Source organism: Actinomycetota bacterium (assembly GCA_036280995.1).
Classification (GTDB): Bacteria; Actinomycetota; CALGFH01; order CALGFH01; family CALGFH01; genus CALGFH01.
On the sequence record DASUPQ010000329.1, the window covers coordinates 1 to 11,505 of the forward strand.

The 11,505-nt window shown below is 73.7% G+C and carries 11 protein-coding genes and 1 other RNA gene; 9 read left to right on the forward strand and 3 right to left on the reverse strand.

Annotated elements, in window-relative coordinates:
* Window positions 1-174 precede the first annotated feature (174 nt).
* The 5 genes from VF468_11200 to recR all read left to right on the forward strand — a co-directional run bounded on the left by VF468_11200 (window position 175) and on the right by recR (window position 3,938).
* Window positions 175-762, forward strand: a complete 588-nt coding sequence (locus VF468_11200) for a nuclear transport factor 2 family protein (GenBank protein HEX5878870.1) — start codon at window positions 175-177, stop codon at window positions 760-762.
* 12 nt (window positions 763-774) lie between these two features.
* An RNA gene (ffs, locus tag VF468_11205) (signal recognition particle sRNA large type) lies at window positions 775-1,039 on the forward strand.
* Between the two features lie 49 nt (window positions 1,040-1,088).
* Window positions 1,089-2,996, forward strand: a complete 1,908-nt coding sequence (gene dnaX / locus VF468_11210) for a DNA polymerase III subunit gamma/tau (protein HEX5878871.1) — start codon at window positions 1,089-1,091, stop codon at window positions 2,994-2,996.
* Window positions 2,997-3,004: 8 nt separating this feature from the next.
* Entirely contained in the window at window positions 3,005-3,334 is a 330-nt protein-coding gene (locus tag VF468_11215; GenBank protein HEX5878872.1) for a YbaB/EbfC family nucleoid-associated protein, read from the forward strand.
* A 4-nt stretch (window positions 3,335-3,338) separates the two neighbouring features.
* Window positions 3,339-3,938, forward strand: a complete 600-nt coding sequence (gene recR, locus VF468_11220; GenBank protein HEX5878873.1) for a recombination mediator RecR — start codon at window positions 3,339-3,341, stop codon at window positions 3,936-3,938.
* A 53-nt stretch (window positions 3,939-3,991) separates the two neighbouring features.
* Here recR and VF468_11225 read toward each other — a convergent pair whose 3' ends face one another.
* Window positions 3,992-5,479 (reverse strand): deoxyribodipyrimidine photo-lyase, encoded by a 1,488-nt coding sequence (locus VF468_11225; GenBank protein HEX5878874.1) that lies wholly within the window; start codon window positions 5,477-5,479, stop codon window positions 3,992-3,994.
* A 113-nt stretch (window positions 5,480-5,592) separates the two neighbouring features.
* On the opposite strand from VF468_11225, the gene VF468_11230 reads away from it, so the two are divergent.
* Genes VF468_11230 through VF468_11240 form a run of 3 tightly spaced genes read left to right on the forward strand, consistent with a single transcriptional unit; the run spans window position 5,593 to window position 8,429 of the window.
* Entirely contained in the window at window positions 5,593-6,867 is a 1,275-nt protein-coding gene (locus VF468_11230) for an aspartate kinase (protein ID HEX5878875.1), read from the forward strand.
* On the forward strand, window positions 6,864-7,931 hold the full coding sequence (locus VF468_11235; GenBank protein ID HEX5878876.1) for an aspartate-semialdehyde dehydrogenase: 1,068 nt from the start codon (window positions 6,864-6,866) through the stop codon (window positions 7,929-7,931). Before VF468_11230 ends, VF468_11235 begins: the two co-directional genes overlap by 4 nt.
* Window positions 7,932-7,973: 42 nt before the next feature.
* On the forward strand, window positions 7,974-8,429 hold the full coding sequence (locus VF468_11240; GenBank protein ID HEX5878877.1) for a DUF6069 family protein: 456 nt from the start codon (window positions 7,974-7,976) through the stop codon (window positions 8,427-8,429).
* A 12-nt stretch (window positions 8,430-8,441) separates the two neighbouring features.
* Here VF468_11240 and VF468_11245 read toward each other — a convergent pair whose 3' ends face one another.
* Entirely contained in the window at window positions 8,442-9,623 is a 1,182-nt protein-coding gene (locus tag VF468_11245; protein HEX5878878.1) for a GNAT family N-acetyltransferase, read from the reverse strand.
* A 74-nt stretch (window positions 9,624-9,697) separates the two neighbouring features.
* On the reverse strand, window positions 9,698-10,897 hold the full coding sequence (locus VF468_11250) for a GNAT family N-acetyltransferase (protein ID HEX5878879.1): 1,200 nt from the start codon (window positions 10,895-10,897) through the stop codon (window positions 9,698-9,700).
* 174 nt (window positions 10,898-11,071) lie between these two features.
* Here VF468_11250 and VF468_11255 point away from each other — a divergent pair.
* Window positions 11,072-11,505: ammonia channel protein (locus VF468_11255; GenBank protein HEX5878880.1), on the forward strand; the 434-nt coding region annotated here is incomplete at its 3' end.

Consider the following 11,505-nt stretch of genomic DNA (forward strand, 5'->3'; position numbering starts at 1 on the left):
GTCCGCTCTGGGTCCGTACCTGACTGGTCACGTGGGGATCCAGGCGGACACGAGCGGTCACCACAAGTACAACGAAACCGCAGGTCACCGCATCTTCGCGCCAGAACCTCGACCGCTGGAGCATCGATGGAGAGGGTTCGAACCCCTCAGCCTCCGCCACGAAAGGAACCGGCGATGCGGACGCTGATCGTGCAGACCTTCGTGACCCTCGACGGGGTCATGCAGGCCCCGGGCGGGCCCGGAGAGGACGCCGACGGCGGCTTCGCTCACGGTGGCTGGTCGGTGAACTACTGGGACGACCAGATTGAGGTGGTCATGAGCGACCTCGACGAGTTCCTCGCCTCGACCATCGCCCGCCAGGTCGAAGCCGAAGAGGCGATCCACAACGGCGACCCCGGTCCGCGGCTGGCGATGTGGTCGACCAAGGACCCGGTGACCGTGCTCGGGGCGGTGCGCAGCGTCAGCGGATGGGACGGGGTGAGCCAGCTCTTCCGCTGGCTCGGGTCGGGGTTCTCCGACTGCTCCTCCTACCGCTTCGAGCTCCTGGCCGCGGGCGTCAGCGGGGACCTGGCCTACACCGTGGGCCACGAGCACACCTCGGTGTCGTGGGACGGCGTCCCGCTCGACCCGTACACCCTGCGCGTCACCCATGTCTACCGCCGCGAGGACGGCGAGTGGAAGATCGTCCACCGCCACGCCGACTCCATCCGGAACGATCAGCGCCCGCCGCTGCCGTTGGCGGAGCGGGGACCGGGCGGGTAGGCTCGTGGCGGACCGTGCTAGGTGGGGAGCTAGCGGTGCCCTGTACCCGCAATCCGCTCTAGCGGGGCTGAACTCCCGCCCGAGGGTCCGAGTCCGAAGAGAGCGCCGAGCACGGAGTGTTGACGGTCAGGTCCCGCGCAACGTCACCCTGTGAATCGCGTCAGGTCCGGGAGGAAGCAGCGCTAAGCGGGCACTGACGGGTGCCGCGGGCGTGCCGGGCCCGAGCCACCGGCTCGTGCAAGCGCTTCGGGCGCCGGATTCGACGGCGGGTGCACGGTCCACCCTCCGCCCCCGGAGGTCCGGGGGCTGGGGTAGCCTTGGCAGCCATGGCCTACGTCTCCCTCTACCGCAAGTACCGTCCCCAGACGTTCCACGACATCGTCGGCCAGGACCACGTCACGGGGACGCTGGTCAACGCCATCCAGACCGGCCAGGTCCACCACGCGATGCTGTTCTGCGGGACCAGGGGGACCGGCAAGACCTCCACGGCCAGGGTCCTGGCCAAGGCGCTCAACTGCGTCAAGGGCCCGACGCCCGAGCCGTGCAACGTCTGCGACGCCTGCGTGTCGATCACCGACGGCACCAACCTCGACGTCACCGAGATCGACGCGGCCAGCCACGGGTCGGTGGACGACGCCCGCGACCTGCGCGAGAAGGCCAGCTACGCCCCGGCCGCGGCCCGCTTCAAGGTCTACATCATCGACGAGGCCCACATGGTCACCACCCAGGGCTTCAACGCGATGCTGAAGGTGCTGGAGGAGCCGCCCGAGCACGTGCGGTTCGTGTTCTGCACCACCGAGCCGCACAAGGTCATCGAGGCCATCCGGTCGCGCTGCCAGCGCCACGACTTCCGCCGCATCCGCACCGCCGCCCTGGTCCAGGACTTCGCCAGGATCTGCGAGGCCGAGGGGGTCGAGATCGAGCAGGCCGCCCTCGAGCTGGTGGCCAGGGCGGCCGACGGCTCCCACCGCGACGGCCTGTCCCGGCTCGACCAGGTGCTGACCTTCGCCGGGCCCAAGGTGACCCTGGCCGACGTGGCCCAGGTGCTGGGCGCGCTGCCGGTCGAGCTCCGCTTCGACCTGGCCGAGGCGCTGGCCGCCCACCGGGTGGCCGACGTCCTGGCCTGCGTCGAGCGGGTGGTCGACGCCGGGCACGACCTGCACCAGTTCACCCGCGAGGCCCTCGAGCACCTGCGCGACCTGTACGTGCTGCGGGTCGCGCCCCAGTCGACCACCCTGGTCGACGTGACCGCCGAGACCAGGGAGCGGCTGGCCGCCCAGGCCGAGCGGTTCGGGCCGGGCGAGCTCGGCCGCATGGTCAACATCGTCGGCGACCTCTATCTGGACCTGCGCACCGCCACCGACCAGCGCCTGGTCGTCGAGATCGGCCTGGCCCGGGCGGCCGTGCCCGAGGCGTCCCTGGACGCCGAGGCCCTGCTGGCCCGGATCGAGCGCCTGGAGCGGCGGCTGTCGATCGCCGGCGAGGGCGCGGTCCCGGCCGCCCCCGCCCCGGCGGCGGCCGAGCCGGCGGCCCGGAAGGCCCCGTCGCCCTCTCCGGCGGTCCCGGCCCGGCCCTCGGCCTCCCGGGCCTCGACCCCGTCCTCGCCCTCGACCCCGGCCGCGGCCGCCCCGGCCAAGTCCCCGCCGGCCAAGGCCAGGCCCAAGGCCAGGGCGGGGGACCAGGTGGCCGAGCCGCCGCCCGAGGAGGCGGGCTGGGGGCCGGCGGAGGCGCCGGCCCGGGTGCCGGTCGACCTCGACCTGGTGCGGCGGTCGTGGCCGCTGGTGCTGGAACGGGTGCAGGCGGCCAGCCGGCTCACGGCCAGCTTCCTGGGCCACGGCCGGCCGGTCGCCCTGGAGGGCCGCCGCCTGGTCATCGAGCTGCCGAAGGACCGGCCCTTCGAGGCCGAGGCGCTGGCCGGCCGCAGCCGGCAGGTGGACGGCGTCCTGGAGGCGGTGCTGGGCGGCGGCCTGGAGATCCGGGTCGTGGTCGGCGAGCACGCCGGCCCCGAGGAGCCCGACCCACCGCCCGCTCCAGGCCCGGCGCCCGCGCCCGACCAGGTGGTGGAGTTCGAGGTCGACCCGGCCAACGACGAGGGTCGGGTGCTTGACGCCGATGCCGACGCCCGCGCGGTGGCAGACTGGGCCGCCAAGGAGCTCGGCGGCAAGGTCATCGAGGAGCGTCCGAACGACTCGTCCGCCAAGGGCGGCGCCCGGGGCGCGAGGAAGGGACGGTAGCAATGGGCATGCCCAGGGGCGGGTTCAACCCCAACCAGATGCTCAAGCAGCTGCAGAAGATGCAGCGCGAGATGGAGGACACCCAGGCCCAGCTGGCCGAGGAGGTCGTCGAGGGGACGGCCGGCGGCGGCGTGGTCACGGCCAGGGTCAAGGGCGACCAGACGGTGGAGTCGGTCTCGATCGACCCGGACGCGCTCGACCCCGACGACGTCGAGATGCTCGGCGACCTGGTCACCGCCGCCGTCAACGAGGGCCTGCGCAAGGCCAAGGACCTCGCCGCCGAGCGCCTCGGCGGCATCACCCAGGGCATGGGGCTGCCACCCGGCCTGGGGCTCTGAGCCCATGTACGAAGGCCCCGTCCAGGACCTGATCGACGAGCTCGGGCGGCTGCCGGGCATCGGTCCCAAGAGCGCCCAGCGGCTGGCCTTCCACATCCTCAAGGTCGAGCCGGCCGACGCCGAGCGCCTGGCCAGGGCCATCACCGAGGTCAAGGCGCGGGTCCACTTCTGCCGGGTCTGCTGGAACGTGGCCGAGGGCGACCTCTGCCGCATCTGCAAGGACCCGCGCCGCGACCCCGGCCTGGTCTGCGTCGTCGAGGAGCCCCGCGACCTGGTCGCGATCGAGCGCACCCAGGAGTTCCGCGGCCGCTACCACGTTCTCGGCGGGGCCATCAGCCCGATCGAGGGGGTCGGCCCCGACGACCTCCGCATCCGCGAGCTGCTGGGCCGCCTCGAGCCCGACTCGATCCGTGAGGTCATCCTGGCCACCAACCCCAACATCGAAGGCGAGGCCACCGCCATGTACCTGGCCCGCCTCCTCGCCCCCCTCGGCGTCCGGGTCACCCGCATCGCCAGCGGCCTCCCCGTCGGCGGCGACCTCGAATACGCCGACGAGATCACCCTGGGCCGCGCCTTCGCCGGCCGCCGCGAGATGCCGGTGTAGGCCTCCTGGCGTTCACGCCCCGGCAAGCTCTTCAGCTGGATGGGCTGCCAAGGTCAGGTACGGCGGGGCGAGGCCTCCTGGTATCGGGCCAGGGCGCGGTCGCGGGCGGTGGGGTGGTCGACGATGGGGTGGGGGTAGTCGGTGCCGAGGCGGACCCCGCCGGCTTCGAGGTCGGCGGGGCTGGCCTGCCAGGGGGCGAAGATGGCCGGGGGCTGGAGCTTGGCGAGCTCGGGGACCCAGCGGCGGATGTAGTCGCCGTCGGAGTCGAACTTCTCCGCCTGGGTGACGGGGTTGAAGATCCGGTAGTAGGGGGCGGCGTCGGTGCCGGTGCCGGCGACCCACTGCCAGCCGCCGTTGTTGGCCGGCAGGTCGCCGTCCATGAGGTGCTGGAGGAAGAAGCGGGCGCCCTCGCGCCAGTCGACGAGCAGGTGCTTGGTCAGGAACGAGGCCACCACCATGCGGGCCCGGTTGTGGACCCAGCCCTGGCCGGTGAGCTGGCGCATGCCGGCGTCGACCAGCGGGTAGCCGGTGCGGCCGGCCTGCCAGGCGGCCAGCCCGTCCGGGTCGTCCTCGAACTCGAAGCGGGCGAACTCGGGGCGCATGTGCGCCCAGGCGCTCTCCGGCTGGTGGTAGAGGACGTAGCCGTAGAAGTCGCGCCACAGCAGCTCGTTAACGAAGGTCTCGCGGTCCCCGGCCCGGCGGGGGTGCTCGGCCGCCCTTGGCCCGCGGCCGACGGCGGCCGCGACCTGGCGGGGCGAGAGGAGCCCGAAGCGAAGGTACGGGCTGAGGCGCGAGGTCCCGTCGGTCGCCATGTAGTTCCGCGCCCTCGCGTAGCGGTCGATCCGCCGCTCCACGAACCAGCGCAGCCGCTCCAGCGCCGCCTCCGGGTCGGGCGGGGTGACCTCCACCGCCCCCTCCACCCCGAACCCGCCCGCTCCGGTGCCGGAGCCCCCGGTGGGGGAGCGTCGCCGACCGATGAGCTGGACGGCGCCGGTTGTCCACAGCCCCCCGCGGTCGTCGGACACCGGGACCCGGGGTGGGGCCGGCAGGGGGTCGTCCCAGGTGGCGGCCTTGGCGGCGCGGGCGAACGGGGAGTAGATCCGGAACGGGTCGCCGTCGGTCTTGCGGACCTCGTCGAAGTCGCTCAGGTAGACGCCGGGCATGGGGTGCAGGGCGCGGCCGTCGGCGCGCAGCGCCCGCTCCACCGCGGCGTCACGGCGGCGGGCGTAGGGGGTGTGCTCGCGCGAGCACCAGACGGTGTCGGCGGCCACCTCGCGGGCCAGGGCGGGGAGGACCGTGACCGGGTCGCCCTCGCGGACCAGCAGGCGGCCGCCGAGCGCCTCTAGGTCGCGGGCCAGTGCCTGGAGCGCCCCGAGCAGGAAGGCGCGCCGGTTGGGGCCGCTGGGGCGGCCGTCGAGCAGGGCGCGGTCGACCACGAAGGTCGGGACGACCTGGTCGGCGGCATCAAGGGCGGCCAGCAGAGCCGGGTGGTCGGCCACCCGGAGATCCCTGCGGAACCAGACGACAGCACGGCTTGGCATACCCACCCTTCCGTGTCGCGGTCGGGTTGCGGTTGCGCATCGGGCCGAGCGGCCGGCCTTCGGGTTGGTAGGCTGGTCCCGCCCGCCCGCAGCCGTGCCCGCAAGGAACGCCCATGGCCCTGGTCGTCCAGAAGTACGGCGGCACCTCGGTCGGGGACGCGTCCCGGATCCGTCGCGTCGCCGAGCGTGTGGTCGCCTCCCGTCACGCCGGGAACGACGTCGTGGTGGTCGTCTCCGCCATGGGCGACTCCACCGACGACCTGATCGCGCTGGCCAGGAGGGTCTCGCCTGACCCGCCGCCGCGCGAGATGGACATGCTGCTGACCGCCGGCGAGCGCATCTCGATGTCGCTGCTGGCCATGGCCATCGCCGACCTGGGGGTCACGGCCAAGTCGTTCACCGGCTCCCAGGCCGGGATCATCACCGACACCCTGCACGGCAAGGCCCGCATCCTCGACGTGCGCGCCGGGCGGATCAGCGACGCCCTGGCCGAGGGCAACGTGGTGATCGTGGCCGGGTTCCAGGGGGTCACCTCGACCTCGAAGGAGGTCACCACCCTCGGCCGGGGCGGCTCGGACACGACCGCGGTCGCCCTGGCGGCGGCCCTCGGGGCGGGGGTCTGCGAGATCTACACCGACGTGGACGGGGTCTACACCGCCGACCCGCGGGTGGTCCCGGAGGCCCGCAAGCTGCACATGGTCTCCTACGAGGAGATGCTCGAGCTGTCGGCCTGCGGGGCCAAGGTGCTGATGCTGCGCTGCGTCGAGTACGCCCGCCGCACCGGCATGGTCCTGCACGTGCGCTCCAGCTTCACCGACGCGCCGGGGACCTGGGTACGTGAGGAGGACGAACGCATGGAGAAGGCGATCGTCTCAGGGGTGCCGCACGACACCTCGGAGGCCAAGGTGACCCTGGTCCGGGTGCCGGACAAGCCGGGGATCGCCGCCCGGGTGATGCGCGGCATCGCCGACCACGGCGTGAACGTGGACATGATCGTGCAGAACGTGTCCCATGGCGGCACCACCGACATCTCATTCACCGTGCCCAAGGCCGACCTGTCGGGGGCCATGGCCGTGCTCCAGGGGCTGCAGGACGAGGTCGGGGCGGCCGAGGTGGTGGCCGACTCCGACATCGCCAAGGTGTCGCTGGTCGGGGCGGGCATGAAGTCGAGCCCGGGGGTGGCCGCGGCGATGTTCGACGCCCTGGCCAACGCCGGGGTCAACATCGAGATGATCTCCACCTCGACCATCCGGATCTCCTGCGTGATCCGCTCCAGCGACGTCGGCGTGGCCGTGCGGGCCATCCACGACCGCTTCCACCTGTCCGAGGAGGCCGAGTTCCGCCACGACCACCCCGACGGCACGGCCGAGCTGCCGGTGGTCAGATGACCCGCTCCCTGCCCACGGCGGTGATCGTGGGGGCCACCGGGGCCGTCGGGGAGGACCTGCGGCGGCTGGTGGCCGAGCGGGAGCTTCCCGTCGGCGAGGTCCGGCTGGTCGCCTCGGCCCGCTCGGCCGGGCGGCGGCTGCCCGTCCGCGGCGAGCAGGTCGAGGTCAGGGCCCTCGCTCCCGAGGTGTTCGACGGCGCGGAGGTGGCGTTCTTCTCTGCCGGGGGAAGCGTGTCGCGGGAGTGGGGGCCGGTCGCGGCCGGGCGCGGCGCGGTGGTGGTCGACAACTCCAGCGCCTGGCGCATGCACCCCGAGGTGCCCCTGGTCGACGCCGACGTCAACCCCGAGGCGGCCCTCGACCACCCGCTGGGGATCGTGGCCAACCCGAACTGCACCACCCTGGCCATGACCCCGGTGCTGGCCGTGCTGCGCGACCGCTTCGGCCTGGAGTCGATCACCCCGACCTCGTTCCAGGCGGCCGGGGGGTCGGGCCAGAAGGGCATGGACGAGCTGGCCGAGCAGGCGGCCAAGCTGGCCGGCGAGCGGGAGCTGCTGCGCCGCGGCGGCCGCCCCGAGGAGCTGCCCGCCGGCCAGGTGTTCCCGCACCCGATCGCCTTCAACGTCATCCCCCAGTGCATGGGCTTCACCGAGTCCGGCTACACCGTCGAGGAGCTGAAGCTGCGGGACGAGCCGCGCAAGATCCTCGGCCTGCCCGAGCTGGCCTCCCACCCGACCTGCGTCCGGGTGCCGGTGCTGGTCGGCCACTCGCTGTCGGTCCGGGCCGTCTGCCGGGAGCCGGTCGACGTCGAGGCGTTCCGCGCCGGCTGCGCGGAGGCCCCCGGGGTGACCGTGCTCGACGACCCGGCGACCGACCGCTACCCGACCCCGCTGGAGTGCGCCGGCACCGACGGGGTGTTCGTCGGCCGCATCCGCGCCGACCTGGCCGACCCGCGGGCCGTGCTGTTCTGGTCGGTGGCCGACAACCTGCGCAAGGGGGCGGCCCTCAACGCCGTCCAGATCGCCGAGGTGCTCCTGCGGGAATCTCTGGACCGGCACGACAGTTGACGATCTAAACTATCGTCGCCCGTCGCGTTCCAGGAGGTCCGCATGACCGAGGCGTCCACCGGCACCGGCTCCCCGTCCGGCACCGCCCTCCCCACCGGCCCCGTCTGGCGCGCCGGCCTGCTCGCCGCCGCAGCCGCGGTTGTCGTCAACGCCCTCGCCTGGGTGCTGCTCCAGCAGGTCCTCGACGTCGGCCTCCAGACCCCGGCCCAGCCGGGCAGCACCGAGCTGAGCTCGCTGCCGCTGGGCCCGGTCGTCGGCGTCACCGCCTTGGCAGGCCTGCTCGGGGCCTTCGTTCTGTGGCTGCTGACCCGGCGGGGACCGTCGGGTGTCCGCCTCTGGGCCATCCTGGCCGTGGCCTTCGGGGTCCTGTCGGCCCTGCCGGCGCTCGGCCTCGACGTGTCGACCAGCCGTCAGCTCGGCCTGGTGCTGTTCCACCTCCTGGCCACCGTGGTCGTGATCGCGGTCGTGCGCCAGCAGCTGGCCCGCTGGACCGGCTGAGCCGCCCCAGTCCTAGTAGAACTCGGCCGTCCAGGGGCGGGGGCTGGCGAAGGCGGCCCGGAGCAGGTCGACGGCGCCGGGGTCGAAGCCGCTGAGGAGGCCGGCCCGGAGCAGGTCGTCGGGGCCGGCGAAGCCGGTGAACAGCGAGGCCAGGCCGCGGACGTCGGCCACGGCGTCCGCGGTGGCGGGGGCCGGCTCGACCCGCCCCTGGCCGCCGGCCAGCTCGAGGCGCCAGACCCCGGTGTTCCAGGGGCAGAGCGGGTCGTCGACCCGGAAGTCGACCCGGCCGGTCACGCCGGCCGGCCAGGGACGGGCCTGGAGGGCCGCCGGCAGGTCGACCACGCGCAGCATCCAGTGCCAGCGGTCGGTCAGCCGGGCGAAGCGGTCGCGGAGGGCGTACAGGGCCGCCGGGTCGGGGTCGGGGCCGCTCCAGGCCACCACCCCGTTCATGGAGGCGTAGCCGGCGAACAGGGCGAACAGGGCGGCGTCGGCGCCGGGCAGGCAGCCCCAGTCGGCGACCTCGACCCGGGTCTGGAACGGCGCCGGCTCGGGCCGGAACTCGAGGGTGGCCACGGCCCAGCCGGCCGGCCCGCCGGGGCCGTCGAGCACGAACGCGGCCGTGGTCTTGTCCTTGGTCCGGGCGGCAAGCTGGCGCCAGAACCGCTCGCCGCGGTCGAAGGCCCCGTGCCGGGAGGGGGCGACCCGGCGGTAGACCTCGGCCAGCTCGGCCGGGTCGTCCAGGGAGGCGGGGCGGCCCCGGTAGGGGTCGGTGTTCCTGGGGAGGTGCTCGGCCCTGGCCTCGTACAGAGTCCAGCTGCCGGCGACCTCGAACCCGGCCCCGCGGTAGAACGGGAACGTGCTCGGGGTCAGGGTGGCCAGCGGCACCCCGTCGGCGTGCAGCTCCTCCAGCAGGCCGGCCAGCAGCCGGCCGCCGTGCCCGGCCCCGCGGTGCTGGGGCGGGGTGGCCAGCTGCAGCACCTGGGCCGAGGGCAGGGCCCGGCCCAGCCACCACTGGGCCTGGCGGTCCAGCCGGAGCACGCTGGTGATCTCGCCCCCGTCCTCCACCACCCGGAACTCGCCGGGCTCGGTCCGCTCCACGTACTCGTCGGCCTTGGCCCCGACCATCAGCCCGAGCACCATCAGCTCGGCCACCGCCCGGTGCTCGGACGGTTCGATCGGCCGGTACAAAGCCATCCGCGCGGCGCCCTCACGCCCGCCCTGATCCCTGTTGTCAGCCGGCTGTTGGTGCGCCACGCGAACGCCTTTGGCTAGTAGAAATCGGGGCTCCAGGGCCGGGAGCCGGCGTGCATGGCCTGGAGGAACTCGACGTCGGCGTGGCCGAGGCCGCCGACCACGCCGAGGGCGGCCAGGTCGCGGGGGTCGTGGTAGCCGGCGAACAGGGCGGCCAGCCCGGCCGCGGTGGTGGTGACGGCGGCGTCGTCCCCGACCCGGACCGCCTTGCCCTCCCCGCCGTCGACCTCGATCGTCCAGGTCCCGTCGACCCAGGGGCAGGTGTCGTCGGCGACCCCGACGGTGATGCGCCCGCGCAGCCAGGACGGGTAGCCGCGGGCCGCGAACGCCCCAGGGACGTCGACCACCCGGGCCATCCAGCGTTCCTGGCGCAGCTGGCGGATGTCCTGCTCGGCCACGAGCAGGGCGAGCGGCTCGGGGTCGGGGCCCTTCCAGTGGACGCTCGCCTCCAGCGACGAGAAGCCGCCGGCCAGGGTGAGCAGCGAGCGCCAGCCGGCCTCGCTGGACGCCCCCCAGTCGACCACCTGGACGCTGGTGCGGACCTCGCTGGCCGAGACGTCGCTGCTGACGGCCAGGACCGCCCAGCCGTCGGGGCCCTCGGGGCCGTCGACCAGGAACACCTGGGGCGGGCCGCTGCCCCGCTCGCCGAGCAGGAAGTGGCGCCACCAGTCGGCGTCCCGGTCGACCTGGCCGCTGCGGCCGGGGGCCACGCGGGCGAAGCGCTCCTGGAGCGGGCCCGGGTCGTCGGCCGGGACGGGACGGGCCCGCCAGCCGTCCGGCCAGCCGACCGGGAGGTGCCTGGCCGCGGCCTCGTACAGGGTCCAGGTGCCGGCGTACTCGTAGCCGGCCCGCCGGTAGAGCTGGACGGCCGCCGGGAACAGGGTGGAGATGGCGGCCCCGCGCTCGTGGACCTCGGCCAGGTAGGCGCGGAGCAGGTCGGTGGCCACCCCGCGGCCGCGGTGCTCGGCCCCGACCGAGAGGCCGGACACCTGGCTGGCCGGGACCGGCCGGCCGCCCCAGAACACCGGCTGGCCGCGGGCCAGCAGCAGGCCGAGCCGGACCCCGTCCTCCTCCAGCACCCGCAGCTCCTCGACCCGGGTGCGGGCCACCGAGCGGTCGATGCTGACGCTGGTGGTGGAGTCGCCGAACGCCTGGGCGTCCTGAACCATCAGGGCCCGGTGCTCCTCGGGCCGCGCCATCCGGTACTGCCGCGTCACCTGGCGAACCTCCTCGAACTCCCGCCCTTGACCCTATCAATCCTTGCCGACAGGGCCAGCGGGACCGGCCGAATCCGTTACGGCCGCAGAACGGCCAGGAAACCTGCCGGCAACACCGCTGCTGTACCTACTGGGCGTGCCGGTACGACTCCGACGCAGAAAGGGGGTACCGCCTTGGATTCCGGCGATACCGCGTTCGTTCTCATCTCCGCCGCCCTGGTGATGTTCATGGTCCCCGGCTTGGCGCTGTTCTACGGCGGCATGGTCAGGGCCAAGAACGTCCTGGCAACGGTCATGCAGAGCTTCTTCACCATGGGCCTGGTCTCGGTCCTGTGGGTGCTGGCGGCGTACTCCCTCGCCTTCGCCCCCGGCGGCCCCTTCATCGGCGGCCTCGACTTCCTCGGCTTCGCGAACGTGGGCCAGGAGCCCAACCCGGACCTGTCCCCGACCATCCCCCACGTCGCTTACGCCGTCTTCCAGCTGTTCTTCGCCGCCATCACCCCGGCCCTGATCACCGGCGCCTTCGCCGAGCGGATCAAGTTCTCGGCCTTCGCCCTGTTCACCACCCTGTGGCTGTTCCTGGTGTACGCGCCCCTGGCCCACTGGGT